The 25,970-nt window shown below is 71.3% G+C and carries 23 protein-coding genes and 1 riboswitch; of the genes, 2 read left to right on the top strand and 21 right to left on the bottom strand.

Annotated features, from left to right (window positions below; translation table 11 throughout):
* Positions 1–63: 63 nt before the first annotated feature.
* The 10 genes from prfA to ACIP8W_RS00070 all read right to left on the bottom strand — a co-directional run bounded on the left by prfA (position 64) and on the right by ACIP8W_RS00070 (position 12,722).
* On the bottom strand, positions 64–1,143 hold the full coding sequence (gene prfA / locus ACIP8W_RS00115; RefSeq protein WP_401946548.1) for a peptide chain release factor 1: 1,080 nt from the start codon (positions 1,141–1,143) through the stop codon (positions 64–66).
* Between the two features lie 319 nt (positions 1,144–1,462).
* Positions 1,463–1,687, bottom strand: a complete 225-nt coding sequence (gene rpmE / locus ACIP8W_RS00110; protein ID WP_401946550.1) for a 50S ribosomal protein L31 — start codon at positions 1,685–1,687, stop codon at positions 1,463–1,465.
* Between the two features lie 138 nt (positions 1,688–1,825).
* Positions 1,826–2,935 (bottom strand): LCP family protein, encoded by a 1,110-nt coding sequence (locus tag ACIP8W_RS00105; RefSeq protein ID WP_402201443.1) that lies wholly within the window; start codon positions 2,933–2,935, stop codon positions 1,826–1,828.
* Positions 2,936–3,374: 439 nt separating this feature from the next.
* Positions 3,375–5,465, bottom strand: a complete 2,091-nt coding sequence (gene rho / locus ACIP8W_RS00100; protein ID WP_402148589.1) for a transcription termination factor Rho — start codon at positions 5,463–5,465, stop codon at positions 3,375–3,377.
* A gap of 395 nt (positions 5,466–5,860) precedes the next feature.
* Complete coding sequence (gene thrB, locus ACIP8W_RS00095) at positions 5,861–6,781, bottom strand: homoserine kinase (protein WP_401946559.1); 921 nt, start codon at positions 6,779–6,781, stop codon at positions 5,861–5,863.
* 357 nt (positions 6,782–7,138) lie between these two features.
* Positions 7,139–8,221 (bottom strand): threonine synthase, encoded by a 1,083-nt coding sequence (gene thrC / locus ACIP8W_RS00090; protein ID WP_401946561.1) that lies wholly within the window; start codon positions 8,219–8,221, stop codon positions 7,139–7,141.
* 7 nt (positions 8,222–8,228) lie between these two features.
* Positions 8,229–9,530, bottom strand: a complete 1,302-nt coding sequence (locus tag ACIP8W_RS00085; RefSeq protein ID WP_401946564.1) for a homoserine dehydrogenase — start codon at positions 9,528–9,530, stop codon at positions 8,229–8,231.
* A 156-nt stretch (positions 9,531–9,686) separates the two neighbouring features.
* A complete protein-coding gene (lysA, locus tag ACIP8W_RS00080) occupies positions 9,687–11,081 on the bottom strand; it encodes a diaminopimelate decarboxylase (RefSeq protein WP_401946566.1) in 1,395 nt (464 codons plus the stop codon).
* 21 nt (positions 11,082–11,102) lie between these two features.
* Positions 11,103–12,098: an ArgS-related anticodon-binding protein NrtL gene (nrtL, locus tag ACIP8W_RS00075; protein WP_402201440.1), complete on the bottom strand. Its 996-nt coding sequence runs from the start codon at positions 12,096–12,098 to the stop codon at positions 11,103–11,105.
* A 141-nt stretch (positions 12,099–12,239) separates the two neighbouring features.
* A complete protein-coding gene (locus tag ACIP8W_RS00070; protein WP_402148584.1) occupies positions 12,240–12,722 on the bottom strand; it encodes a response regulator transcription factor in 483 nt (160 codons plus the stop codon).
* Between the two features lie 71 nt (positions 12,723–12,793).
* Here ACIP8W_RS00070 and ACIP8W_RS00065 point away from each other — a divergent pair, with 71 nt between their 5' ends.
* Positions 12,794–13,159: a hypothetical protein gene (locus ACIP8W_RS00065; protein WP_401946573.1), complete on the top strand. Its 366-nt coding sequence runs from the start codon at positions 12,794–12,796 to the stop codon at positions 13,157–13,159.
* Between the two features lie 74 nt (positions 13,160–13,233).
* Here ACIP8W_RS00065 and ACIP8W_RS00060 read toward each other — a convergent pair whose 3' ends face one another.
* The 7 genes from ACIP8W_RS00060 to ACIP8W_RS00030 all read right to left on the bottom strand — a co-directional run bounded on the left by ACIP8W_RS00060 (position 13,234) and on the right by ACIP8W_RS00030 (position 21,634).
* The gene (locus ACIP8W_RS00060; RefSeq protein ID WP_401946575.1) at positions 13,234–14,502 is read right to left on the bottom strand and encodes an MDR family MFS transporter; all 1,269 of its coding nucleotides are present in this window, start codon (positions 14,500–14,502) and stop codon (positions 13,234–13,236) included.
* Positions 14,499–16,265, bottom strand: coding sequence for an ABC transporter permease subunit (locus ACIP8W_RS00055; protein WP_402201606.1), 1,767 nt, complete (start codon positions 16,263–16,265; stop codon positions 14,499–14,501). Before ACIP8W_RS00055 ends, ACIP8W_RS00060 begins: the two co-directional genes overlap by 4 nt.
* Positions 16,266–16,279: 14 nt before the next feature.
* On the bottom strand, positions 16,280–17,785 hold the full coding sequence (locus ACIP8W_RS00050; RefSeq protein WP_402201437.1) for an ABC transporter substrate-binding protein: 1,506 nt from the start codon (positions 17,783–17,785) through the stop codon (positions 16,280–16,282).
* 101 nt (positions 17,786–17,886) lie between these two features.
* Positions 17,887–18,417, bottom strand: a complete 531-nt coding sequence (locus tag ACIP8W_RS00045; RefSeq protein ID WP_401946580.1) for a GNAT family N-acetyltransferase — start codon at positions 18,415–18,417, stop codon at positions 17,887–17,889.
* Between the two features lie 81 nt (positions 18,418–18,498).
* Positions 18,499–19,302, bottom strand: a complete 804-nt coding sequence (locus tag ACIP8W_RS00040) for an ABC transporter ATP-binding protein (RefSeq protein WP_401946583.1) — start codon at positions 19,300–19,302, stop codon at positions 18,499–18,501.
* Positions 19,299–20,339, bottom strand: a complete 1,041-nt coding sequence (locus tag ACIP8W_RS00035) for a FecCD family ABC transporter permease (RefSeq protein ID WP_401947401.1) — start codon at positions 20,337–20,339, stop codon at positions 19,299–19,301. The genes ACIP8W_RS00040 and ACIP8W_RS00035 overlap by 4 nt, the downstream gene beginning before the upstream one ends.
* A gap of 203 nt (positions 20,340–20,542) precedes the next feature.
* Positions 20,543–21,634 carry an ABC transporter substrate-binding protein gene (locus ACIP8W_RS00030; protein WP_401946586.1) on the bottom strand — a complete coding sequence of 364 codons (1,092 nt, stop codon included), beginning with the start codon at positions 21,632–21,634 and terminating at the stop codon, positions 20,543–20,545.
* A gap of 38 nt (positions 21,635–21,672) precedes the next feature.
* Positions 21,673–21,856, bottom strand: a riboswitch (cobalamin riboswitch).
* Between the two features lie 222 nt (positions 21,857–22,078).
* On the opposite strand from ACIP8W_RS00030, the gene ACIP8W_RS00025 reads away from it, so the two are divergent.
* On the top strand, positions 22,079–23,812 hold the full coding sequence (locus ACIP8W_RS00025; RefSeq protein ID WP_401946588.1) for a CocE/NonD family hydrolase: 1,734 nt from the start codon (positions 22,079–22,081) through the stop codon (positions 23,810–23,812).
* A 60-nt stretch (positions 23,813–23,872) separates the two neighbouring features.
* On the opposite strand, the gene ACIP8W_RS00020 is transcribed toward ACIP8W_RS00025, so the two are convergent.
* The 4 genes from ACIP8W_RS00020 to ACIP8W_RS00005 form a co-directional block, all read right to left on the bottom strand.
* The gene (locus ACIP8W_RS00020; RefSeq protein ID WP_401946590.1) at positions 23,873–24,349 is read right to left on the bottom strand and encodes a type II toxin-antitoxin system VapC family toxin; all 477 of its coding nucleotides are present in this window, start codon (positions 24,347–24,349) and stop codon (positions 23,873–23,875) included.
* Positions 24,339–24,608 carry a type II toxin-antitoxin system Phd/YefM family antitoxin gene (locus ACIP8W_RS00015; RefSeq protein WP_401946593.1) on the bottom strand — a complete coding sequence of 90 codons (270 nt, stop codon included), beginning with the start codon at positions 24,606–24,608 and terminating at the stop codon, positions 24,339–24,341. The genes ACIP8W_RS00020 and ACIP8W_RS00015 overlap by 11 nt, the downstream gene beginning before the upstream one ends.
* 255 nt (positions 24,609–24,863) lie before the next feature.
* On the bottom strand, positions 24,864–25,034 hold the full coding sequence (locus ACIP8W_RS00010) for a hypothetical protein (protein ID WP_401946595.1): 171 nt from the start codon (positions 25,032–25,034) through the stop codon (positions 24,864–24,866).
* A gap of 185 nt (positions 25,035–25,219) precedes the next feature.
* Positions 25,220–25,813 carry a GNAT family N-acetyltransferase gene (locus tag ACIP8W_RS00005; RefSeq protein WP_401947403.1) on the bottom strand — a complete coding sequence of 198 codons (594 nt, stop codon included), beginning with the start codon at positions 25,811–25,813 and terminating at the stop codon, positions 25,220–25,222.
* Positions 25,814–25,970: the final 157 nt, after the last annotated feature.

The following is a 25,970-nucleotide window of genomic DNA, read 5'->3' as shown; positions in this document are numbered from 1 at the left end:
CCGGGAGTCGCTGGGGCCACCGGATTGTGGCTGCACGCTGGTTCCTCCGGAGTGCGAGAGTGGTTACTGGGCGGCGGCGAGCTTCGCCGCGGAGTCGGCGTCGACACAGGCCTGGATGACAGCGTCCAGCTCTCCGTCGAGCACCTGGTCCAAGTTGTACGCCTTGAAACCGACGCGGTGGTCCGAGATGCGGTTTTCCGGGAAGTTGTACGTACGGATCTTCTCGGACCTGTCCACGGTACGGACCTGGCTGCGGCGGACGTCCGCCGCGTTCCGCTCCGCCTCCTCCTGGGCCGCGGCGAGCAGCCGCGAGCGGAGGATCCGCATGGCCTGCTCCTTGTTCTGGAGCTGGCTCTTCTCATTCTGGCAGGAGGCGACGACACCGGTCGGCAGATGGGTGATGCGGACGGCCGAGTCGGTGGTGTTGACGGACTGGCCGCCGGGCCCCGAGGAGCGGTAGACGTCGATGCGGAGATCGTTGGCGTGGATCTCGACATCGACCTCCTCCGCCTCGGGGGTGACGAGCACCCCGGCGGCGGAGGTGTGGATCCGGCCCTGCGACTCGGTGGAGGGCACGCGCTGTACGCGGTGGACGCCGCCCTCGTACTTCAGCCGGGCCCAGACGCCCTGTCCCGGCTCGGTGGCACCGTTGCCGCCCTTGGTCTTGACGGCGACCTGGACGTCCTTGTAGCCGCCCAGCTCGGACTCGGTGGCGTCGATGATCTCGGTCTTCCAGCCGACGCGCTCGGCGTACCGCAGGTACATCCGCAGCAGGTCACCGGCGAAGAGCGCCGACTCGTCGCCGCCCGCGCCGGCCTTGACCTCAAGGATCACGTCCTTGTCGTCGCTGGGGTCGCGCGGGACCAGGAGCAGCCGGAGCTTCTCGGTGATCTCCTCGCGCTGCTTCTCCAGCGTCTTGGCCTCGGCGAGGAAGTCCGGGTCGTCGGCCGCCAGCTCGCGAGCGTCCGCGATGTCCTCACCGGTCTGCTTCCAGGAGCGGTACGTGGAGACGATCGGGGTCAGCTCGGCGTAGCGCTTGTTGAGCTTGCGCGCGTTTCCCTGGTCCGCGTGGACCGCGGGGTCGGCGAGCTGCTTCTCCAGATCGGCGTGCTCGCCGATCAGTTCCTCGACCGCCTCGAACATTCGGGGGCTCCTGGTTTCGTACGAAGGTGCTTCGGGGGGGTGTTTCCCGGATCGCTGCGGGATGGCCGCGGCGCCCGGTGCGTGCAATCGCGAGGCGGTGGGGGTACCCCCGGACGGAGTCCGGGGGAGATCGTCCCCGTACCGGATGCACCAGGGCGACTCCGACGACGCAGCGTGGGGGCACCTCCCAGCGGTAGCCGGGGGAGTGCGTGCTGGGCGTCGCGGGCCCGCAGCGAGCCGGGAAACACGACCACGCCAAAGCGCCGGTCCCGGTGCCCCCTGGGGAAAGGGGGCACCGGGAACCGGCGCGGATGACTCGCTACTTCTTGGCGGCGGCAGCGGCCTTGCCGAAGCGGGCCTCGAAGCGGGCCACACGGCCACCGGTGTCGAGGATCTTCTGCTTGCCCGTGTAGAACGGGTGGCACTCGGAGCACAGGTCGGCGCGGATGCTGCCCGACTCGATGGTGCTGCGGGTGACGAACGACGCACCGCAGGTGCAGCTGACCTGGGTCTCGACGTACGCGGGGTGAATGTCGCGCTTCAAGGGATTCTCCTAGTTTCGGGAGGGTGCCGGGTCGTACGCGCGGATTTGCTCGTACGTGAACCGGGACCGACGCACCAGTCTGCCAGGACCGGCCGTATCTCCCAAAACCGGGGGGCGGCCGAAACTATTCCCGGGCTCTCAGCCGGTGGCGGCGGTCTCGACCACGGTGCGGGCGGGGCCCTTGTCGCCCGCGGAGTCCTTGGTCGCGGAGGCCGGGATCGGCTTGTCCCGGGCGAGCGCCGTCCAGACCTGCCGGGCGGCCTCGGTGAGGGGCAGGACGCGGTTCGGGTCGGCCGGGTCGTACCGTACCGGCAGCGTGACCATGTGGACGTCCTTGGCGCCGAGGCTCTTGAGGCCGTCGGCGAAGCCGATCAGTTCGTTGACCGAGTCGAGCTGGGAGTCGGGGGTGATCGCCTTGGTGGCGGTGTCCGCGAGGTCGTACAGCTTCTTCGGGCTGCTGAACAGGCCGATGGACTTGACCTGCTCGATCAGCGCCTTGACGAAGGACTGCTGGAGCTGTATCCGGCCGAGATCACTGCCGTCGCCGACGCCATGCCGGGTCCGTACGAGGCCGAGGGACTGTTCGCCGTCGAGCGTGTGGGTACCGGGGGCGAGCTTGAGGTGGCTCTTGGTGTCGTCGATGGCCTGGGTGGTGGTGATCTTCACCCCGCCCAGCTCGTCGACGAGCCGCTTGAAGCCGGTGAAGTCGACCTCGATGTAGTGGTCCATGCGGATACCGGACATCTGCTCGACCGTTTTGACCGCGCAGGCGGGTCCGCCGACCTCGTACGCCGTGTTGAACATGGCCAGCCGCTGGCCCGCCACGGTCCGGCCCGCGCTGTCGGTGCAGTCGGGGCGGTCGACGAGGGTGTCGCGCGGTACGGAGACAACGGCGGCCTTCTTGTGGCCCTTGTACACGTGGACGATCATCGCGGTGTCCGAGCGGGCGCCGCCGCCGTCCTTGCCGTACTTGGCGTTGGCTCCGGCGCGGGAGTCCGAGCCGAGGACGAGGATGTCCTGGGAGCCGTTGTCGGCGTTGGCCGGGCGGTCCCGGCCGAGCTGGGCGTTGATGTCGACGCCCCGGAGGTTGCCGTCGAGCTTGAAGTACACGTAACCGAGCCCGGACCCACCGACCAGCACCAGCGCCCCGGCCGACCAGGCCACGAAGGTGGTCGCGCGTCTGCGTCCGCTCACCGGTTTGCGGCGTTTGCCCCGGCCGCGTATTCGGCTGTTGATCGGGTCGGTCATGGTCTTCCTCTGTCCGTAGTACTGGCCCCGGCTTACCTCCTGCCGTGGTGATGAGGCGCACTATGTCGCCACTTGTACAGACAGTGAAGCACCCCCAAGGGTTCCACAGCACGTGGTGGAAGCGCGCGGGAAGCCGGGCGGACGCACAGCCGGCCGCGGCCCGACCCGCGGCCCGCACATCGGCCCTCACCTGCGGTTTCGACGTACGGATCCGCCCGCGGGCCGCTCAGGGGCCGGGACAGGGGGTGTGGCGAAGGTCTCCGATACCGCCGGGTTGGTCCATGTACTGGACCGTACGTCCCGTTTCCGGACCACCCGGCCGGTACGGGCCCGCCGGGCGGCCACGACCGCGTACCGGCCCGGAAAACGGTGAATCCGCCTCGCCGCCGGAGCGACGAGACGGATTCACCGGATGGTCGGGTCCCGAAGGAGCCCCGGGTCAGTCGTTGCCGCCGCCCGGGGTCGTCTTCTGGATCTGGAGCAGGAACTCCGCGTTCGACTTCGTCTTCTTCATCTTGTCGAGCAGCAGCTCGATCGCCTGCTGCTGGTCGAGCGCGTGCAGCACCCGGCGCAGCTTCCAGACGACCGCCAGCTCGTCGCTGCCGAGCAGGATCTCTTCCTTGCGGGTGGAGGACGCGTCGACGTCCACCGCCGGGAAGATGCGCTTGTCGGAGAGCTTCCGGTCGAGCTTCAGCTCCATGTTGCCGGTGCCCTTGAACTCCTCGAAGATCACCTCGTCCATGCGCGAGCCGGTCTCGACGAGCGCGGTGGCCAGGATGGTCAGCGAGCCACCGTCCTCGATGTTGCGCGCGGCACCGAAGAAGCGCTTCGGCGGGTAGAGCGCGGTCGAGTCGACACCACCGGACAGGATGCGGCCGGAGGCGGGCGCCGCGAGGTTGTACGCGCGGCCCAGGCGGGTGATGGAGTCCAGCAGGACGACCACGTCGTGACCCAGCTCGACGAGGCGCTTGGCGCGCTCGATGGCCAGCTCGGCGACGGTGGTGTGGTCCTCGGCGGGACGGTCGAAGGTCGAGGAGATGACCTCGCCCTTGACCGACCGCTGCATGTCGGTGACCTCTTCGGGCCGCTCGTCGACGAGGACGACCATCAGATGGCACTCGGGGCTGTTGACCGTGATCGCGTTGGCGATGGCCTGGAGGATCATGGTCTTGCCGGTCTTCGGCGGGGCCACGATCAGACCGCGCTGCCCCTTGCCGATCGGGGCGACCAGGTCGATGATCCGCGTGGTCAGTACGCCCGGGTCGGTCTCCAGCCGGAGCCGGTCCTGCGGGTAGAGCGGGGTCAGCTTCTGGAACTCGGGACGGCCCCGGCCGGAGTCGGCCGCCATGCCGTTGGCGGAGTCCAGGCGGACGAGCGCGTTGAACTTCTCGCGGCGCTCGCCGTCCTTGGGCTGCCGGACGGCGCCGGTGACGTGGTCGCCCTTGCGCAGGCCGTTCTTGCGGACCTGGGCGAGCGAGACGTACACGTCGTTGGGGCCCGGCAGGTAACCGGAGGTCCTGATGAACGCGTAGTTGTCGAGGATGTCGAGGATGCCCGCGACGGGGATCAGCACATCGTCGTCGGCGACCTGCGGCTCACCGGGACCGAACTCGTCGCGGCCACGGCGGCCACGGCGGTCGCGGTAGCGGCCGCGACGGCCACGGCGTCCGCCGTCCTCGCCGTCGAAGTCGTCCTGCGGGCCGTTGTTCTGCGGGCCGCTGGTCTGGGCGCCCTGGCCGCCGCCGCGGTTCTCGCCACGGCCCTCCCCGCGGTTCTCGCCGCGGTTCTCGCCGCGGTTCTCGCCGCGGTTCTCGCGCTGCTGGCGCTGGCCGCCCTGCTGCTGGCCGCCCTGCTGTTCGTCGCTCTTGCCACGGCGGTCGCGCTGACGGTCGCGGCGGTCGCCCCGGTCACCGCGGTCGCGCTCACCGCGCTGGCCACGGTCCTGGCGGTCGCCGCGGCGGCCGTCGGTGTCCTGCTGCGCGGAGGCGGAGACGGCGGCCTCGGCCCTGGTGTCCGGCTGTGCCTCGACCTTGACGTCGGTCTGGGCCTCGGTCCTGGTGTCGGGGCTGCCGGCCTGCGCGGTGGCCCTGCGACGGCGGCGCTCGCCCGTGGGCTGCTCGTCGCTGGCGGGCTGGCCGGGGATTTCGATCTGCTGCTGGGCGGCAGCCTTCTCGGCCCTGCCGGCTGTCTCCTCGGCACCCGTCGCGGCCTCGCCCGTACGGGCCTTGGAGGTCGCGCGGCGCTTCGGCTTGGTCTCGGCGTCGGAGCTGTCGGCGTTCTTGGACGCGGGCGCGGATCCGGCCTGCGCTTCCTTGATGACATCGATCAGCTGGCTCTTGCGCATCCGCGCGGTGCCCCTGATGCCGAGGCCCGACGCGACCTGCTGCAACTCGGCCAGGACCATGCCCTCAAGGCCGGTGCCGGAGCGGCGGCGCCGTGCGGTGGTGCCAGTGGCAGCACCTTCGGCGGGCGCGGTGGTGTCGACAGTGCTGTCGGCAGTCACGCCCATCAGATCGGTGGTGTCGCTCACGAAGGGTCCTTCCCTGGAGCGGACGTCGGCCTTCTGGCTCGGCGACCGGTTGTGCTGTCCGGCTGCGGTCCCATCTTGTGGACCGTGCCGGGGCGGTGGTCCCGCCGGGTACGGCGGAGAAAAGAAATCTGCAAACGTGCGTACGTGCCATGGGTCCGGCCCGAGGTCCCCCTGCTCGGCCCACCGTGGGGAAGAACGGGGGGTGTCGTGCCGGTTCCGGTGCGTGCTCAAAACTGCTCAGGCAGGCTGCTCAGGCAGTTGGGGAGGCTCCCGGAAGAAGGGTGGTCCCGAAAGGGGACACGAAGCACCGCGCCTGAAAGACGTCGGCTGCAGACTTGAGGTTAACACTACCGGCTCCAACAACATTCCCCCTCTCGTTCACCGGCAATCACTTGTCACGACGAGCCGAGCGGCAGAACGCTCGCACCCCTGGCGTCGAGGGAGAGCCGGTTGGCCGCCCATCCCTCGCCCGCCAGCCGTGCGACCTTGTCGGCCGTACCGTCCTCGACCAGTGCGAGCACCGTGGGGCCCGCTCCGGAGATGACCGCGGGGACGCCGTCCGCGCGCAGCCGGTTGACCAGCGCGAGGCTCTGCGGCATCGCCGGGGCCCGGTAGTCCTGGTGGAGACGGTCCTCGGTGGCCGGCAGGAGCAGTTCGGGACGTCTGGTCATGGCCTCGACGAGCAGTGCGGCCCGGCCGGCGTTGACCGCCGCGTCCACATGGGGGACGGTGCGCGGCAGCAGACCGCGCGCGGTCTCCGTCAGAACCGGCTTGCCGGGAACGAAAACCACCGGAACGATGGAATCCACGGGATCCATCCTGATGGCGCGCGCCGCTCCCCCGTCCATCCAGGCGAGGGTGAACCCGCCGAGCAGACAGGCCGCGACATTGTCGGGATGTCCCTCGATCTCGGTCGCGAGTTCCAGCAGCGCGGCGTCGTCGAGTCGCGCGTCGCCGCCTATCGTCACCGCGCGGGCGGCGACGATCCCGGCGCAGATCGCGGCCGACGAGGAGCCGAGGCCCCGGCCGTGCGGAATGCGGTTGGCACAGACGACCTCCAGACCGCGCGGCTGTCCGCCGAGCAGGTCGAAGGCGGTACGCAGCGAACGTACGAGCAGATGGCTCTCGTCGCGGGGGAGCGTCTCGGCGCCCTCACCCGCGATATCGACATGCAGACCGGAGTCGGCGACGCGGACGACCACATCGTCGTAGAGCCCCAGCGACAGGCCCAGGGCGTCGAAGCCCGGACCGAGATTGGCGCTGGTGGCGGGGGTGCGCACCCGTACGGCGGCGGCGCGGAAGGCGGGACCGGCCATCGCTTCGACAACTCTCCTTGTGGCTGCGTGAACTGCTGACTGCACGAATCACGAATGACAACGAATGACAACGAATGCAACGAATCGACTGATCGGCTACACGAACTGGGGAATCGGATGTTCGAGGAGGTGGAGAGGTTTCACAACACCCGGGAGCCGTGCGGGCCACGGGGGCATCAACACCACGCGGCATATGCGGCGGGGTGGGTTGGCTACAGCCTATCGAAGGATGGTTCCGCCGCGACATAGGGCGCACAGGAGGCGCACGATGCGTGTCGCCGGGCCTCCTGTGCGCCTATGTCGGTCTTGCCATGGATACGGCGCTTTCGCGGGCCCCGGCCCGCGCGCCGTCCGGTCCTACTTCAGGCCGAGGCGCTCCGCCGCGACGACCGCGTCGATCGGTACGGTGACCGGCTGGGGCGCTCCGGCGACCGCCCAGTCGGGATCCTTGAGGCCGTTGCCGGTGACGGTGCAGACGATGCGCTGGCCGGGGTCGACCCTGCCCTCGTCGGCGGCCTTGAGCAGGCCGGCCACGGAGGCGGCCGAGGCGGGCTCGACGAACACGCCCTCCTGGGAGGCGAGAAGCCGGTACGCGGCCAGGATCTGACGGTCCGTCACCTCGTCGATGAAGCCGCCGGACTCGTCACGGGCGGCCAGCGCGTACTGCCAGGACGCCGGGTTGCCGATACGGATCGCGGTGGCGACGGTGTGCGGGTCCTTGACGATCTCGCCACGTACGATCGGCGCGGAGCCGGACGCCTGGAACCCCCACATGCGCGGGGTGCGGGCGGCGGGACCGTTGGCGGCGTACTCGGTGTAACCCTTCCAGTACGCCGTGATGTTGCCGGCGTTGCCGACGGGCAGGACATGGATGTCGGGGGCGTCGCCGAGCGCGTCCACGATCTCGAACGCGGCGGTCTTCTGGCCCTCGATGCGTACCGGGTTGACCGAATTGACCAGCGCCACCGGGTAGTTGTCGGAGAGCGAGCGAGCCAGCGTCAGACAGTCGTCGAAGTTCCCCTCGACCTGGAGGATCCGCGCGCCGTGGATGAGCGCCTGGCCCATCTTGCCCAGCGCGATCTTGCCCTGGGGTACGAGGACGGCGCAGACCATCCCGGCCCGTACCGCGTACGCGGCGGCGGAGGCGGAGGTGTTGCCGGTGGAGGCGCAGATGACCGCCTTGGCGCCCTCCTCCTTGGCGCGGGTGATGGCCATGGTCATGCCACGGTCCTTGAAGGACCCGGTCGGGTTGGCGCCCTCGACCTTGAGATGCACCTCACAGCCGGTCCGCTCGGAGAGCACCTGCGCGGGAACGAGCGGCGTACCGCCCTCGCGGAGCGTGACGACCGGCGTCGTGTCCGTCACCGGGAGGCGGTCCCGGTACTCCTCGATGATGCCGCGCCACTGATGGGTGCCCTCACGGGTGCCATTGCTGGTCATGGGTCCCTTACTCCCCTTCAACACGCATGATGCTGGCGACACCGCGCACGGTGTCGAGCTTGCGCAGCGCTTCGACGGTCCCCGAGAGGGCCGCGTCCCGCGCGCGGTGGGTGACGACGACGAGGGATGCCTCGCCGCCTCCGTCCTGCCGGCCCTTCTGGCGGACGGTGTCGATCGATACGCCGTGCTCGGCGAAGACCGTCGCGACCTGGGCGAGCACGCCCGGCTTGTCGGCCACGTCGAGGCTGATGTGATAGCGCGTCACCACGTCGCCCATGGGGCTGACGGGCAGCTGGGTGTAGGCGGACTCACCGGGTCCGGTGGTCCCGCTCAGCCGGTTGCGACAGACCGCGACCAGGTCGCCGAGGACGGCGGACGCCGTCGGGGAGCCACCCGCGCCGGGCCCGTAGAACATCAGCCGGCCGGCCGCCGCCGCCTCGACGAAGACCGCGTTGTACGCCTCGCGCACGGAGGCCAGCGGGTGGCCGAGCGGGATCATCGCCGGGTGCACGCGCGCGGTGACGGACCGGCCGTCGGCGGCGCGCTCGCAGATGGCGAGGAGCTTGACCGTGCACCCCATCTGCTTGGCGGAGGCGAGATCGGCGGAGGTGACCTCGGTGATGCCCTCGCGGTGTACGTCGTCGAGCCGCACCCGGGTGTGGAAGGCGATCCCGGCGAGGATGGCGGCCTTGGCGGCGGCGTCGAAGCCCTCGACGTCGGCGGTCGGGTCGGCTTCCGCGTAGCCGAGGGCGGTGGCCTCGTCGAGCGCCTCGGAGTAGCCGGCGCCCTGGGTGTCCATCCGGTCGAGGATGAAGTTGGTCGTGCCGTTGACGATGCCGAGGACCCGGTTGACGCTGTCCCCGGCGAGGGACTCGCGCAGCGGCCTGACCAGCGGGATGGCGCCCGCGACGGCCGCCTCGAAGTACAGGTCCCGGCCGTGGCGCGCGGCGGCCTCGTACAGCGTCGCGCCGTCCTCGGCGAGCAGCGCCTTGTTGGCGGAGACGACGGAGGCACCGTGTTCGAACGCGGTGGTGATGAGCGTACGGGCGGGCTCGATGCCACCGATGACCTCGATGACCACATCGAGGTCGCCGCGTTTGACCAGGGCGGTGGCGTCGGTGGTGACCAGCGCGGGGTCGATGCCCTCGCGCACCTTGGCGGGGCGCCGGACGGCGACCCCGGCCAGCTCCACCGGGGCCCCGATCCGCGCGGCGAGGTCATCGGCGTGCGTCGTCATGATGCGCGCCACCTCTGAGCCGACCACACCACAGCCCAGCAGCGCCACCTTCAGCGGACGCGTACGCATCATCCGACCTACGCCTTTCATCAACACAGCCGTTTCGAGCTCGACAGGTACAGCAGACAGTGCGGGGATACAGCCAGCAGAGATACAGCCTCAGTGCGAACCAGTCTCACTCACCGGACGGGAATTTCTGTCCTTCGTCCAGATTGCGAGACATGTATTTCAGTGACCGACATCGAGACGCAGAAGATCTTCCTCCGTCTCGCGCCGGACGATCACCCGCGCCTCGCCGTCCCTGACGGCGACCACGGGCGGGCGGAGCGCGTGATTGTAGTTGCTCGCCATCGAGCGGCAGTAGGCGCCGGTGGCGGGCACGGCGAGCAGGTCACCGGGGGCCAGGTCGGCGGGCAGGAACGCGTCCCGTACGACAATGTCACCACTCTCGCAGTGCTTGCCGACCACCCGGGTCAGCATCGGCTCGGCGTCGGAGCGGCGCGAGACGAGCGCCACGCTGTACTCGGCGTCGTACAGGGCCGTACGGATATTGTCGGACATGCCGCCGTCCACACTGACATACGTCCGCAGCCCTTCGAGCGGCTTGATGGTGCCGACCTCGTACAGCGTGAAGGCCGTCGGGCCCACGATCGCGCGTCCCGGCTCGACCGAGATGCGCGGGGTGGCGAGCCCGGCGGACTCACACTCACGGGTGACGATGTCGCTGAGCGCCTTGGCGATGTCGTGCGGCTCGCGCGGGTCGTCCTCCGGTGTGTACGCGATGCCGAGGCCGCCGCCGAGGTCGATCTCGGGCAGCTCCACCCCGTGCTCGTCGCGCACCTCGGCGAGGAGCTGGACGACGCGGCGGGCGGAGACCTCGAAGCCCGCCATGTCGAAGATCTGCGAGCCGATGTGCGAGTGGATCCCGGTCAGTTCGAGGGAGTCGAGCGCCAGCGTCCTGCGGACCGCCTCGGCCGCCCGGCCGCCGGCGAGCGCGATGCCGAACTTCTGGTCCTCGTGCGCGGTGGCGATGAACTCGTGTGTGTGCGCCTCCACCCCGACCGTGACCCGGATCTGTACGGGCTGGCGCCTGCCGAGGCGCCGGGCGATGTGCGCGACCTGGACGATCTCCTGGAAGGAGTCGAGGACGATCCGGCCGACCCCGGCGGCGACGGCGCGCTCGATCTCGGCCGCCGACTTGTTGTTCCCGTGGAAGGCGATGCGCTCGGCGGGCATCCCGGCGGACAGCGCGGTGGCCAGCTCGCCCCCGGAGCACACGTCGAGGTTGAGCCCCTCCTCGTGCAGCCAGCGCACGACGGCGCGGGAGAGGAACGCCTTGCCCGCGTAGAAGACGTCCGCGTCCGCGCCGAAGGCGTCGGACCAGGCGCGGCAGCGGGCGCGGAAGTCGTCCTCGTCGAGGAAGTAGGCGGGCGTGCCGAACTCCTCGGCCAGCCGAGTCACCTCGATGCCCCCGACGGTCGCGACGCCGTCGTCGTCGCGGCGGACCGTGCGCGACCAGACCTTCGCGTCGAGGACGTTGAGGTCGGCGGCCGGGGCGCTGTAGTGGCCCTCGGTCAGGACATCGGCGTGCCGGGGGCCTGCGGGGTGTGCGGAGCGGCTCATGTTCGTGGCTTTCCTGGTCGTTCAGAGGTGTTCTGGGGCATCGACGCCGAGCAGGGACAGACCGCCGGCCAGCACGGCCCCGGCGGCTTCGGCGAGCGCGAGCCGGGAGCGGTGGGCGGCCGAGGGTTTCTCGTCGCCGAGCGGCAGCGGACGGGCGGTCTCCTGGAAACGCAGGAACGCCTCCGCGGTGTGTTCCAGATGGCGGGCGAGCCGGTCGGGCGCGCGCAGCCGGGCGGCGGCTTCGAGGACGGCGGGGTGGTCGCCGAGAGCGGTGAGGAGCGTGGTGTGCGTGGGTTCGGGGGCGGTGTACGCGGGGGCGATCCCCAGCTGGGCCGCGCCGCGCGCGAGGGCGCGCGTGCGGGCGTACGCGTAGCGCGTACGGAACAGGGGGTTGCTCTCCCGCTGCACGAACAGTCCGGGGCCGGTGTACGGGCGGTCCCGCGCCGCGGTCGCCAACAGCGCCCAGCGGGCGGCGTCGGGCCCGAGCGCGGCGAGTGCGCCGGGGTCGGCCACCGGCACGACCGCGAGCCGCTCGGCGCCGTCCGTGCCGGTCGCCGCCGCTCCGCCCTGGGCGCGGAGCAGCTCCATGACGGTACGGGTCCACAGGGCGGCCCTCGGTTCGGCGGCGGGCGCGAAGGCCGTGGCCGTACCGGCGAGGGTGTCGCCGTGGCCGTACCGCGTCCCGGCGCGCAGGACCGCGCGGACCAGCGCGGGGGCGCGGTCGGGGGCGAGGGTGAAGTTCAGGAACCCGGGGCCGGTGATCTCGATGCGGTCGACGAGCCGGTCGATGCCGGGGGTGGCGGCGACCCGGACGCGCAGGATCTCGGCGACCTCGCGGGGCGGCCGGCCGGCCGGGCCCGCGAGCCGCAGGGCGACATTGGTGGCGTAGTCGCCGCGGCCGCCGGGGCGGGGCCGCTCGACCGTGACCCGGTCGGGGACGGGCCCCGGCAGGGCGTCGTCCTCGACCGCGCGGCACACGGCGTGCCAGACGGTGCGGGAGAGCTCGGCGGGGGTCACGGGACAAGCGTACGGGCGGAGGGGGGGCTGTCCGCCAGCCGGTTCCGCGATGCGGTCACCCCCGGGTGGATCCCGCCCGCCCGGCGCCGCGTCTGCCATCCAGGGACAGGGGGCTGTCCGCCAGCCGGTTCCGCGATGCGGTCACCCCCGGGTGGATCCCGCCCGCCCGGCGCCGCGTCTGCCGTCCAGGGACGGCGGGCCCTCCTGACGCGACAGCCGCCGTACGAGCCCGACCAGCTCCGACGGTTCGAAGGGCTTGGCGAGGAAGGCGTCGACCCCGACGGTGAGACCGGCCTCCACCTCGTGCTGCGTACAGGCACTGATGATCGCTATCGGCACTCCGCCGGTCAGCGGATCGGCGCGGAGGCGGGCGGCGGTGCGCATCCCGTCGAGCCGGGGCATCACCACATCGAGTGTGATGACATCGGGCCTGACCTCGTGGACCACGTCCAGGCATTCGACACCATCGGCCGCGGTCACGACCTCGAACCCCTCAAGCTCAAGGTTGACCCTGATCAGCTGCCGGATGACCCTGTTGTCGTCGACAACGAGCACGCGGCCCGATGCTCCGGACACCCTTCGAGAGTAGGTCCGACAGTGGCGCCGCGTCCGGGTTTTCCCCACTTTCGATTCGCACCGACGCTCGAATTGCGAAGATGTGCGCCCCCTCTTGTGCGCCCCCCTAGAGTCGGGACATGGAGCAGAGCGAAGTCGTCCTCAGGGCCATCGGCATTCTCACCCACTCCTCGGAGTGGCTCCGCACGGCCGCGGACCGCGACGGCGTCTCCGATCCGGCCGCGCGCGAGGGCTCGGGCCAGCTCGGCGCGCTGCTCGCCGAGGTGTTCCCGTCCTTCACGGTCGCCCCCGACGCCACCCCGCTGGAAGCGGCCCACGCGGTGACCGAGGCGGCGCTGCCCGCCGTCATGCAGCTGATCGGCGCGTTCGCCCAGATCTATACGGAACTGGCCCGGGTGCACGACAGCGGACGTACGGACATCTCGTCGGAGGAACTGCTGCGCGAACTGGCGCTACGGATGTCGCGGCCGGGCGACGCCCCGTAGCGCGGCCCGTCCGGCTCCGGAAGCGGCCGGTGCGCCGGGGGGGCCGCCGGGGCGCCCGGAGTCCCCAACGGCGCTCACGCCCCCGCCGTGCGCTCCCGTTTCGGGAGGACGCCCACCGCCGCGAGCGGTATCGCCGCCAGGACGAGCCAGACCGCCGCGCCCGGCAGGCCCGCGTCCAGGAGGGAGCCGGTGGCCGAGCTGCCGATCAGGACGATCAGGCCGGAGACCGAGGAGAGCGCGCCCATGTAGAGGCCGAGGCGGCCGTCGGGGGCCAGGTCGGGGATCCAGGCGCGGGCGGCCGGGGCGATGAGCATCTGGCCCAGGGTGAGCAGGACGACGAAACCGGCGGCGGGCAGCAGGCCGCCGGTGCCCGTCCAGCCGGCCGGGAGGGCAGCCGCGACCAGGGCGAAGCCCGCCGAGAGCAGCACCAGCCCGGCGCCCATGGAGCGGCGGAGGTCGAGCCGGTCGGTCGCCCAGCGGGTGACCGGGAGCTGGGTGGTGACGACCAGCAGCGAGGAGAGCGCGAACAGCCAGGCCACCGGCGCCTGGGAGCCCGCCGCGCGCTCCACCTCGGCCGGGAGCGCCAGGTAGAGCTGGTTGTACGCCAGCAGATACGTCCCGTACGCCACGCACAGCGCGATGAAACGCCGGTTGACCAGCATCGCCCGCAGCGCGCCCGGCCCGCTGACCCGGGTCCGGCCCGGGATGTGCTGGGGCAGCAGCCACAGATGTCCGGCGAGGACGAGGACGAAGACCCCGGCGCCCACGAGGCACACCGTACGGAAGTCCACGGACAGCAGCAGCGCCCCGAGCAGCGGTCCGAGGAACGCCCCCGCCTGGCCCGCCACGGTGAACAGCGCCAGCACCCCCGTGCGCGGCCCCTCGCCCGCCTCCTCCCTGGCCACCGCCTGGCGGGCGACCTCGGATTCCACGGCGGGCGAGAACAGGGCCGCGGCGAAGCCGATGAGCAGGACGGAGGCGATGACCGACCAGGTCTCGTCCGCGTACCCGAGCCAGGCGAAGCCCGCTATCCGCAGCACGCAGCCCACCAGCACCACGGGCCGTACGCCGTACCGGTCGGTGAGCGCGCCGCCGACCACGAACAGCCCCTGCTGGCTGAAGGTGCGCAACCCGAGGACGAACCCGACCAGCCAGCCCGCCATGCCGATCGCCGCCCCGAGGTGCTCGGAGAGGAAGGGCAGCACCGCGAAGAAGCCGATGTTGAAGGCGAGCTGGGTGAGGATCAGCAGGCGGAGCAGGGGGGTGAGGTCTTTCCAGAGACCGAATCGGGACACCGGGGACGGCGAGGATATCGGGGGCACAGTGGCAGTCTTTTCGGTCATGGGGCTTGCCTCGGGCCCGCCGTGGCAAGCCCTCTTACACGTACGGGCTTCCGCAGCCGTACCCCGCCCGACGCCGATACCGCCAGCGCGCCCAGCAGCGCGAGCACGGTGGCCGGTGCCAGCACCGACCAGGGCGCGCGTTCCGCGTACGGGAGGTTCTCGGCCATGAGCAGGCCCCACTCGGGGGACGGGGGCTGTGCCCCGAGGCCCAGGAAGCCGAGGGAGGCCAGCGCCAGCGCCACGGCGGGCAGCCGCAGCAGCGCGTGGCGGGCGACGGGCGGGACGACGGCGGGCAGGAGTTCGTACCGCAGGAGATGGAACGGGCCCGCGCCCAGCGCGCGGGTGGCGGTGAGATGGGTGGTGGCGCGTTCCTGACGGAGCAGCGCCGAGGTGTGCGCGGCCAGCGGTGCCCAGGCGACCGCCGCCACGGCGAGCGCCGGGGTGTACGGGCCGCTGCCCGCGACCCCCACGACCAGGAGCCCCGCGAGCACGGGCGGGATGGCGTTGACGGTGTCGACGGCCGCGCCCGAGACCCTCGGGACCAGCCCCAGCGCCACCCCGATCAGCAGCGCGGCGACGCTCACCGCCAGCGCGAGGGCGAGCGTGGTGAGCGCGCCGTGGCCGACCCGGGCCAGCACGTCGCGGCCGAGCGCGTCCGTGCCGAAGGGGTGCGCCCAGGAGGGCGCGCGCAACCGGGCGGCGGTGTCCAGCACCAGCGGGTCGCGCGTCAGCCCGGCGCAGACGACGGCCAGCAGCGCCCCGCCGTACACCAGCGGCAGTACGGAGCGGGCGGGCGGCGACGGCCGGTGCAGGGACTGGAGCGCGCCGTCGCGCAGGACGGGCCCGAGCATCAGCTGGGCCAGCCCGCGCGCGAGCCCGCCCGCGAGCGCCGCGAGCAGCAGGAGCGCGAGGGTCCCGGCCTGGAGGACGGGCAGGTCCTGGGCGATGGCGGCCTGGAGGGTGAGCCGGCCGAGCCCCGGGATGTCGAAGATCTGCTCGACGGCGACCGAGCCGCCGGTGAGGCCGACGACGAACAGCCCGAGGTTGGGCAGCAGTCCGGGGAAGCAGCGCCGCAGCGCCTGCCGGGCGATGCTCCGCCCGGTGATCCCGCGCGCGGTCGCGGCCAGCGCCCACGGTTCGGCGAAGGCGCCGGGCAGCGAGTCGTCGAGCATCCGGCCGAGCAGCGCGCCCGCGGGCAGGCCGAGCGCGAGGGCGGGCAGGATCAGCCACGGGGGCCCGTACCAGCCGAGCGCGGGCAGCCAGCCGAGCTGGACGCCGACCACGGTGGCCAGTACGGACGCCGTCAGGAACTCCGGCAGCGAGGCGATCATCGCCGCCGCCCCGCCGGACCGGGTCCCGAGGGCCCGGCCGCCGGCGCCGAGCCACAGCGTACGGGCGCACACCGCGCCCGCCGTCGCGAGCGCGACCGCCATCGCGACGGTCATGAGCAGCAGCGAGACGCCCAGCGCCTGGACGACTCCGGGCAGGACGGCGGAGCCCGATATCCAGGACTCACCCGCGTCACCGCGCACCAGCCCGCCGAGCCACCGCCCCAGCAGAGGCAGTGGCCCGGCGTCGAGTCCGAGCTGTTCGCGTACGGCCGCCAGCACCTCGGGCGCCGGATCGCGTTCGGCCGAACGCGCCTTGAGCACGGTGAGCGCGGGGTCGGTGCGCGAGAGCCAGGGCAGCAGCCCGATGGCGCACAGCAGCGCGCCCGTGAGAGCGGCCCGCCACAGGACGGTCACCCCCGGCAGCCGGGGTATCCGGACCACAGCGGTCAGCGCCGGGTGCCGGTGGCGACGAGGGTGCGCTCGTACGGGTCGAGGAGCGCGCCCTGTACGGAGGGCGCGACGCCCAGGATGTTCCGCTGGTGGACGAGCGGGACGACCGCGTCGGTGGACAGGATCCTGGCCTCCGCCGCCATCGCCGCGTCCTGCCGCTTCTCCGGGTCGGCGATGGCGTCCGCCGCGCCGACGGCCTTGTCGACGGCCTTGTCGCAGAGGCGCGACAGGTTGTAGGTGCCGTCGCAGGTGTAGTCGGAGGAGAGGATCGAGACGGGGTCACCGGTGTCGAGCATGGTGTTGCGCGCGGAGATGAACGCGTCGAACTTCCCGGCCAGCGCGTCGCTCTCGATGCGGGAGTACTCCCGGACCGTCAGCTTCACCGTGAAACCGGCCTTCTCCAGCTGCTGCTGGAGGACCTGCGCGACCTCGGGCAGCTCGGGCCGGTTGTCGTACGTGGCGAGGGTGATCGTGGTCCCCTTGACGTCAGCCGCCGCGGGCCGCCCGGTCGGTGCGACGCGCTTGGACTTCGCCCAGGTCAGCGCGGGCCCGAAGATGCCCTGGCCGGGGTCGGCGTACCCCTCGTACACGTTCTTGGCGAGTACGGAGGTGTCGACCGCCGCACGCGCGGCGGCCCGGACCTTCGGGTCGGCGAAGGCTCCGGAACGGGTGTTGAGCAGGAGGCTGGTGGTACGGGCGGTGCCGATCTCGCGCGCGGTGCCCTTCTTGAGGGACGCGGCCTGCGAGACGGGCAGCGCCTCGGCTATGTCCTCCTCGCCGGTGCGCAGCGCGTTGGCGCGGGCCGTGCCGTCGGCGATGAACTTCGCGTCGATGCCGGACGCCTGGGCGCGGCCGCCCCAGTAGTCGTCGAAGCGGTCGAGGGCGGCGGAGGTGGAGCCGGTGACCTTGGTCAGCTCGAACGGTCCGGTGGCCGTGGAGACCGGGTTCACCGTGGTCTTCGCGTACGCCTTCGGTGCCAGCACCGCCAGGCTCGGGCCGGCCAGCCGCAGCGGCAGGACGGGGTCGGGCTCGGCCGTGGTGATCCGGACCCGCCGGTCACCGGCGGCCTTGGCCGTCAGCTCGACCCCGGCGAGCGCGCTGGGCAGCGGGCTGGCCTTCGTGGCGCGGGTGAGGGAGTTGGCGACGGCGGCCGGGGTGACGGCGGTGCCGTCCTGGAAGCGGGCGTCGCGGAGGGTGAAGAGCCAGGTGCGGTCGTTCTCCCGGGTCCAGGACTCGGCGAGCGCGGGGGCCGCGGAGCCGTTCCCGTCCAGCCTGGTCAGCCCCTCCGTGACGCCGAGCCGGCTGAGGATGGTCGCGTCCGCGCCATACGGAGAGAGGTTCTCGGCGGGCGGGAAGGCCAGCGCGATCCGCAGGCGCCTGCCGTCGGCGGAAGCCTTGGCGGACGAGTCACCGGCCCCCTCACCGGCGGCGAAACAGCCGGTGAGCAGGGGGGCGAGCAGCAGGCCAGCGGCCAGTCGGTGGTGGCGTCGGACGGAGCGCATGGTCCTCTGATTCCTCGTTCTCTGCGGTCTCCGCGCGCCGGACACGGGAGATCTCTGCCAGGGGGACGAACAAGGAAGAGATTACATGACAACCGTTTTCATCAATGGGCGGGTATCTCGAAATGTACGATTCCGTTACCTCCCCCGGGCTCCAGCCGCTCGTCGCACACCGCCTTCCCCATCGACCGCCAGAACGCCTCCGCGCCGGGGACGGAGGGGTCGGTGTGCAGATAGACCGAGCGGTAACCGCCCGCCGTCGCCGCGAAGGCCACGAGTTCACGCACGAGCGCCCGCGCCAGCCCCTGACGGCGGTGGTCCGGCCGTACGTACACCCGGCGCAGCTGCGCGGTCTCCCCGGAGGGGTAACGCTCGGCGAGCCAGCGGGGGTTGGGCGGGTGCTCGGGCCCCCGGGAGTCGAGCGCCGCGACGCCCGCCACCTCGGCGTTCTCATCGGTCGCGACCAGCAGGGTGTGCCGTTCGGGTACGAGGTACGCGGCGGCCGGATCGATGATGTCCGCGTGCCAGCGCGGCACATACCCCGTACCGAAGTCTCGGTAGACGGTATCGAGCATCACGACGCGGGCGGCGTCGAGGTCGTCGGGGGTCGCGGTTCGGATGCGGTAACTGGGCACCTGCGAAGCATATGCAACAAGAGGGCCGGGTGTCCCCCGAACCACCGGTAATCGCCGCCGGGGCGGTACCGGTGGCCGGGATCAGCCGGTGGCCGGGACCGTGCCCAGGAAGCGGACGTGCGGGCGGCCGTCGGGGCCGTCCGGGGTGACCCTGGCGCGTACGCCGTACACATCGGCGATGAGGTCCTCGGTGACGACCTCGCGGGGGCTGCCCCCGGCCACGGCCCGGCCCTGCTTGAGCACCACGACCTCGTCGCAGTACATCGCCGCGAGGTTCAGGTCGTGCAGGGCGATGACGCTGGTGACGGGGAGGGCCGCGACCAGGGCCAGCAGGTCCAGCTGGTGCTGGATGTCGAGGTGGTTGGTGGGCTCGTCGAGGAGGAGCTCGCGCGGCTCCTGGGCGAGCGCGCGGGCGATCTGGACGCGCTGGCGCTCGCCGCCCGAGAGGGTGTGCCAGGACTGCCCGGCGAGCTCCGTGAGCCCGGTGTGCCGCAGCGCCGTGGTCACCGGCCCGTCATCGCCCACGGGCGCCGGAATCCAGGCGCGGCGGTGCGGGAGCCGGCCCAGGCGCACCACATCCCGTACGGTCAACTCGACCTGGGTGTCGGCCTGTTGCTCGACCACCGCGACCCGCCTGGCCAGCGACCTGCGGCCCAGCTCGGGGAGCGGGACGCCGTCGAGGGTGATCACACCGGAGGAGGGCGCGAGGACCCCGGAGAGCAGCCGCAGCAGGGTGGACTTGCCGGAGCCGTTCGGCCCGAGCAGCCCCACGGTGGAGCCGGGCGACGGCGCGATACCGACCCCGTCGAGGACGATCCGGCCGCCGACGGTACGGCTGACGCGGTCGGCGCGCAGCCCCGTACGCATCTCCGTGTCCCCACTCATGGAGCCACCCTCCGCCCCCGGTAGAGGACCAGTACGAACACCGGCACGCCGATCAGCGACGTCACCACACCCACCGGAACCTCCTGCGGTTCGAGCACCGTACGGGCCAGCGTGTCGACCCACACCAGGAACACCGCCCCGGCCAGCGCCGTGACCGGCAGCAGCCGGCCGTGGCCGGGCCCGACCAGCGCGCGGGCCGCGTGCGGCAGGACGAGACCGACGAAGCCGATCGCCCCCGCGCTGCTGACCAGCGCTGCCGTGAGCAGCGCGGTCACGGACAACAGCACCAGCCGGGTCCGGGCCACGGAGACCCCCAGCGTCGCCGCCGCGTCCTGCCCGAAGGCGAACGCGTCGAGGGTACGGGCGTACCCGCCGCACACCACCAGCGCGGCCACCAGTACGGCGGCGCCGATCCAGACCTCGGCCCAGTCGGCACCGGAGAGCGAGCCGAGCAGCCAGAACAGCACCCCGCGCGTGGTCTCGGCGTCGGCCGACGTGATCACCACGAACGAGGTCAGCGCGGAGAAGAGCTGCATCGCCGCGACCCCGGAGAGCACGACGCGGTCCGTCGTCCCGCCGAGTATGTGGCTGAGCAGCAGCACCATCGCGAACGACAGCAGCGCTCCCAGGAACGCCCCGCCCGAGATCGACAGCGCGCCGCCGCCGATCCCGAGGACGACCACCAGCACCGCGCCGGTCGAGGCCCCGGACGAGACGCCGAGGACGAAGGGGTCGGCGAGCGGGTTGCGCAGCAGGGACTGCATGACCACACCGCACACCGCGAGCCCGGCGCCGCAGACGGCGGCGAGCAGGGTGCGCGGCAGCCGCAGGTTCCACACGATGCCGTCACGGATCGGGGTGACACCCGCCTCGACGGCCGACCCGCCCCAGCCCAGATGGGCCGCGACGACGGACCAGACGTCACCGACGCCGATGCTGGCGGGGCCGATGGTGATCGCGACGGCGACGGACCCGATGAGCGCGGCGAGGCCGCCGCCCCAGAGCAGCAGCCCCCGGGCCACCCGGACCCCGGCCACACCCGCCCCGGCCGTACGGTCCTCGGCCTCCCGAGCCCCGGCCGTACGGGTCCCGGCCGTACGGGTCCCGGCCGTACGGGTCCCGGCCGTACGGGTCCCGGCCGTACGGGTCCCGGCCGTACGGGTCCCGGCCGGACTCTCCGTCGCCCGAGCCTCGGACTCCTGGACTCCGGCCGGACGGTCCTCGGCCGCCTGGGCCCCGGTCACTTGGCGGGCGCGTACCCACGCAGCGCGGCGGCGACCTTCTCGACCCCCTCGACGGTACGGATGGTGGGGTTCATGGCCTGGCCGCTGAGCAGGACGTACCGCTTGTGCCTGACCGCGTCCATCTTCTTGGTGACCGGGTTGGTCTCCAGGAACTCGATCTTCTTCGCGGCGGTCTCGGCGGTCTGCGCCTTGCGCGTGAGGTCACCGATGACCAGGAAGTCGGGGTTGCGGTCGGCGACGGTCTCCCAGTTGATCTGGGGCCACTCGTCATGGGTGTCGTCGAAGATGTTCTTCGCGCCGACCGCGTTGGTGATGATCCCGGGGGCGCCACAGCAGCCGGCCATGTAGGGCGACTCGGAGTTGGCGAACCAGTAGAGGAAGGTGGTCTTCTTCGCCTTGGCCGGGTCGATGCCCTTCACGGCGGCGGCCATCCGCGCCTTCAGCCCGGCGACGACCTCGTCCCCGCGCTTCTCCACCCCGAAGATCTTGGCCAGATCTCGTACCTCCTGGTAGATGATCTCCATGGTCAGCGGGGTGGACCGGGCACCGTCCGTGCCCACGACCTTGTCGTTCTTGGTGCAGTCGGCGGGCGATACGTACGAGGGGACGCCCACCTTCGCGAACTGCGCCCGCGTGGCCACTCCGCCCTTGCCGAGCGTGGACAGGAAGGAGGAGGCGACGAAGTCCGGCTCGGTGTCGAGGACCTTCTCGAAGGAGGGGTAGTTGTCGGCCAGCCTGGGCACCTTGGCGTTGGCCTTCACCAGCGCCTTGGGCAGCGGGTCGGTCCAGGTCGCGGTGCCCACCATCCGGTCGGCGAGCCCGAGCGAGAGCATGATCTCGGTGGTGCCCTGATTGAGCGACACGGCCCGGCGGGGCTCGGCCCCGATCCGTATCTTCTCCCCGCAGTTCTCGACGGTCAGCGGATACCCGGCGGCGGAGGCGGCGGCCTTGCCCGCGTCCTTGCCCGACTCGGCGGCTCCCCCACCCCCGCAGGCGGTCAGCATCAATGCCCCGGCGGCGAGCAGGGCGGTACTACGGAAGGGGCGCGCTATCAGCACGGGAAAGATCCTCTGCGTTCGAGGGCCCATCCGCGGAGCCCGTTCGTACGGTGCTCCCCCGCCCCCGGACAGGAACGGAGGGGGCCAGCAGGTCTTCGGACTCGGGATCATCCGGACGAGGCGCCTTCCCGGACTGCTGCGTCCAGTGGCCGATGCCCCGCCCGTCACCCTCACCGCTGCGCGTCAGCTCCGGATTCGCACCGGATTCCCTGACCCACGTACATGGGTTCGACTGGCCCCGGCAAATTACCACAGTCGATTTCCGGCCTGGCGAGGCGGACGCGGTACGAGTACGGCTCCCGCGCGACACGAGGGAGCCACACCTTTCACCATGGCGTCCTGGACTGCGCCGCCACAGGGAGCTCGACCGTTGACCGGCCCATTTCCCGGTACTAACGTACCCATTTACGTACCCGCGATGTACGTGCCCCCCATCCCCCCAGTCCGACTCACAGATCACGAGGGAGTGACGCTGTGACACGTCGTCCCCGCCAGCGGAAAAGCGGACTGATCGCCGCCGCCCTGGCAACCACCCTGGCCCTGACCGGATTCGCCTCGGCACCGGTGCACTCCACCGCCTCCGCCGCGCCCGGGGCCACCACCCCCGGGCTGCTCGACTCGCCCGCCCCCCAGGCCATCCGCGACTGGCTCCGCTACGACCGGCCGGCCCAGTACGAAAGCGTCCACTCGCAGGTGCGGGTGAAGATGCGGGACGGTGTCCGCATCGCCTGCCATCTCTTCCGGCCGGGCCGCGACGGCAAGCCCGACAGCGGCAGACATCCGAGCCTGCTGTCCGACTTCACGCCCTACACCAAGTTCGCGGCCAATCCGGAGGCCATGTATCTGGCCGAACGCGGCTACAACGTCCTGAACTGCGACGTCCGCGGGTCGGGATACTCGACGGGCGACTTCCCCTCGTGGTTCCAGCCCAAGGAAACCACCGACAACTACGACCTGATCGAATGGCTGGCACGACAGCCGGGCGCGACCGGGGACGTGGGGCAGTTGGGCAGCAGCTACGGCTCCATCACCACCTACCGCGCCGCCGCGCTGAAGCCGCCGCATCTGCGCGCCATCATCCCCATCGTCTCCCCCACCGACATCTACTCGGAGTGGGTGTACCCCGGCGGAGTGCCCTCGACCAACGGCTCCTGGTGGGCCACCGGCGGGCCGGTGATCAGCCCGAAGGCCCACACGGACACACTCCGCAGCTTCCAGCAGCACCCGCTCTACGACGGGTTCTGGAAGCAGGCCGTCACCACCAACAAGCTTGCCGACGTCGACGTCCCGGCGCTGCACATCGGCGGCTACTTCGACATCTTCAAGAACGGCGGCTTCGACGCCCTCAAGCAGCGGCCCCGGCAGACCTGGCTGCTGAACGGCCCCTGGGTCCACGGCGGGTTCCTCCAGGTCCCCGGGGCGGATCCGGCCGCCTCCTGGGTGGACCCCGAGAACGCGATCTCGTACTCCACCATCCTCCAGTGGTTCGACCACTGGCTGGCCAAGCGCCCCGGGGCGAAGCTGCCGCCGGACCGTGTGATCAGCTACGCGTCGACCTCCGCCAAGGCATCGGGCAGCTGGCACGGCTACGCCACATGGCCCTCGACGTCCACGTCCGGCACCCGCCTGTACCCGACGGCGGACGGCGCGCTCGCCAGGAAGGCCCCCGCCCGCACCGGATTCGACTACCAGGTCAACCCGGTCGACGGCCCCTCGGTCGGCGTCACCGGAACGCTGCCCTACGACGCCGGCCAGGACCAGGCCAGAGCCGAGCTGGACACCACCCTGCCGGACGGTCGCTACGCGACCAGCCGCGCCACCTTCACCCTCCCGGCGTTCACCAGGAACACCACGGTCGCGGGCCCGGTCACCCTCCACCTGAACGCGTCCATCGACGCGAAGGACACGTACTTCGTCAGCAAGCTGGAGACCGTCCTCCCGGACGGCCGCGTCCTGCCGATCGAAACGGGATACCTGCGGGCCCAGCTCCGGGACGGCCTGTCGAAGGCCAAACCTGTCACCCCCGGCGCCCCCACCCAGTACACCGTCCAACTCGGCCAGGCCCACTGGCAGTTCAAGCCCGGCGAGAAACTGCGCGTCACCCTCGGCGGCGGCGACTCCCCCCGCATCGCCCCCACCAATCCGGCGGGCAGTGTCACCGTGCACCTCGGCAGCAAGACCTACATCGAGCTGCCCGTGACCAAGTAGCCCGAGCAGCACACACCGGTACGGACGGGCCCACGCCCGTCCGTACCGGCACGTATGGGTTCATCGGTCGTGGAGGACTTTCGGACGCGTCACCGGGACTACCGTAAGGACGCCGTCCAGTCCTTTGAAATCATCCGGGTTCGTGGTGAAAAGCGGCAGATCCTCCGCGACCGCAATCGCCGCGATCATCAGGTCCGCGACACGACGCCGGGGCTTACGGCCGGAGGCGATCACCGCGGCACAGACCCTGCCGTAGATACGGGCCGCCTCGGCACCGAACGGAATGGGATCGAACTCGCTCTCCGCACGCTGGAGCACATCGAGTCGCCTGGCTCGCTCGGTGTACTCGTCGTAGTCGGTCTGCTCCTCGTTCCTGCGGACCTCGTGCGGCCCTGCGGACAGCTCGGCCAGAGTGACGGCGGTGATCGCCATCTCCTCGGGCAGCTCTGCGGGATCCACCCACTTGCGCAGGATCATGATGTTGGTGTCGATCAGCCCCTGCCGGTACTCGGCGGACGGCCGGCGTTCAACGGGCATACGGATCATCCGTCTCCTGCTCGGCAGTGTCCCGCTGATCCGCGCGGAACGCGTCGACGGAGAAACCCGAGGCGGTCCGGGACATCGCGGCGAACTCCCCCCGAGGCACGAACCGCCTGCGCCGCCGCAGCGGAATCAACTCGCCGATCTCGTGCCCGTCACGGGTGACCGTGAACGACTGCCCACCCTGGACGGCGTCCATGATTTCCCGGGATCTGTTGCGGAGATCGCGCTGGGTGATCTCTGGCTGTGCGGTCATGTTACGCATCGTACAGCGCTGGTGCCACAAGGTGCCACTGGGTGCCACACCATGCGGGGGCGAGTCGCCCACAGGGTTGAGAATCGGGACTCGCGCAGCCGGCGCTCCGCCTCCGCGATGGCCGAGGGCCGGGTGGGCCAGGTGTGCCGGAGGTACGCGTCCAGCGGCTGCCCCAGGTACGCGCGCATCACCTGGTCCAGCTCGCCCTACCGACGGTCGTGTTCGAGGGGCTTCACGGACATGTGTGCGCGGCCCCTACAGGTAGAACGGAACGGTCGTCCGGACGACGAAGCCGTGCGGGCTCGACGGCTCGCGGCCCAGCACCACACGCGCCGCACGGACATCGACGGGCCCCCGCCCGGCCAGCAGTTCGGCTTGCAGCCGGACCCGGCCCACGGACTCCTCCCCACACGGGGCTGCCGTCATCCGGCTTCAGGTCAGCAAGAAGGACAGCCACATCGTGCTGTTCGACCAGCTCGGCGACCCCGATGCATGCCGGGTGTTCGAGCTGCCCCGCTCGTCGTGACCACGCCACCGAAGGACACACGGACGGCACAATCCCCCCTACAGTCAGGTCCGATGGTGTGACCGGGCGTGCCCGGCGGCGCGTGTCAGGGAGTGACTGCTCCGTCAGCGGGTTCATCAGCAGAACCGGTCAGCAGGGGCACAACAACGGACGGGCCGGTACGGTCCTTCGCGAGGGCGTCCGTGACGATCTCGTCGCATACCCGCCCGAGCCAGTACCCGGACTCGCGGAGCGTTCCCACAGTACGGAAGCCTGCTTTCTGGTAGGCACGGACGCCTGCGATGTTCGGGGCGAGGACCTTGAGCCAGACCATCCGCAGGTTGGTGATGTGGAAGGCGTAGTCGAGGACGAGCCGGGTGGCCTGGGTACCGAGACCGTGCCCCCGCGCTTCGGGAGCCATCATGATCACGTATTCGGCGGTCCGTACGGAGTGGTCCGGAAGCAGCGTGGCGACGCCTGCGGGGGCTGGGGTTCCGGAGGTCAGGTCATAGATGGTGAAGCGAATGTTCTCGCCCCGGAGCTGATGGGCCATGCCCTCGATGCGGGCTTCGAGGGACTCGGGTGCCTGTCGGCCGTATCCGACAAGAAGCGCGGGGTCCTGTTCCCAGCGCCAGTACGTTTCGACCAGGTCGGCGCGGTACGGGCCGAGAGCGCAGGTGTCGGTGCCGATCCAGAGGATCGGGTCGGAGTTGGTGCTGATGACGATCTCCGATGATGAACGTGGGTGTATACGCAAGCGTTTGACGGCGGTCTCCGTAAGCTCCCCGTGTGCGGCCAAATACCGCGCAATTTATGGCCACGGGTTTCCCCGCGTACGGCCAGATCTTCTCCCCGCT

It is taken from the genome of Streptomyces sp. NPDC088554 (assembly GCF_044752945.1).
Lineage (GTDB): Bacteria > Actinomycetota > Actinomycetes > Streptomycetales > Streptomycetaceae > Streptomyces.
The sequence above is the reverse complement of the archived record's forward strand: the minus strand, read 5'-3'. Positions and strand labels throughout refer to the sequence as shown.

Bases quoted from the DNA above. Each gene is read 5' to 3' on its own strand.
- thrB (WP_401946559.1), bottom strand. From the start codon at position 6,781: ATGGCCGGTCCCGCCTTCCGCGCCGCCGCCGTACGGGTGCGCACCCCC.
- ACIP8W_RS00105 (WP_402201443.1), bottom strand. From the start codon at position 2,935: ATGACCGACCCGATCAACAGCCGAATACGCGGCCGGGGCAAACGCCGC.
- ACIP8W_RS00015 (WP_401946593.1), bottom strand. From the start codon at position 24,608: ATGACCGCACAGCCAGAGATCACCCAGCGCGATCTCCGCAACAGATCC.
- lysA (WP_401946566.1), bottom strand. From the start codon at position 11,081: ATGAGCCGCTCCGCACACCCCGCAGGCCCCCGGCACGCCGATGTCCTG.
- prfA (WP_401946548.1), bottom strand. From the start codon at position 1,143: ATGTTCGAGGCGGTCGAGGAACTGATCGGCGAGCACGCCGATCTGGAG.
- thrC (WP_401946561.1), bottom strand. From the start codon at position 8,221: ATGACCAGCAATGGCACCCGTGAGGGCACCCATCAGTGGCGCGGCATC.
- ACIP8W_RS00085 (WP_401946564.1), bottom strand. From the start codon at position 9,530: ATGATGCGTACGCGTCCGCTGAAGGTGGCGCTGCTGGGCTGTGGTGTG.
- ACIP8W_RS00050 (WP_402201437.1), bottom strand. From the start codon at position 17,785: ATGCGCTCCGTCCGACGCCACCACCGACTGGCCGCTGGCCTGCTGCTC.
- ACIP8W_RS00040 (WP_401946583.1), bottom strand. From the start codon at position 19,302: ATGAGTGGGGACACGGAGATGCGTACGGGGCTGCGCGCCGACCGCGTC.
- ACIP8W_RS00020 (WP_401946590.1), bottom strand. From the start codon at position 24,349: ATGCCCGTTGAACGCCGGCCGTCCGCCGAGTACCGGCAGGGGCTGATC.
- ACIP8W_RS00065 (WP_401946573.1), top strand. From the start codon at position 12,794: ATGGAGCAGAGCGAAGTCGTCCTCAGGGCCATCGGCATTCTCACCCAC.
- ACIP8W_RS00060 (WP_401946575.1), bottom strand. From the start codon at position 14,502: ATGACCGAAAAGACTGCCACTGTGCCCCCGATATCCTCGCCGTCCCCG.
- ACIP8W_RS00030 (WP_401946586.1), bottom strand. From the start codon at position 21,634: ATGGGCCCTCGAACGCAGAGGATCTTTCCCGTGCTGATAGCGCGCCCC.
- ACIP8W_RS00010 (WP_401946595.1), bottom strand. From the start codon at position 25,034: ATGACGGCAGCCCCGTGTGGGGAGGAGTCCGTGGGCCGGGTCCGGCTG.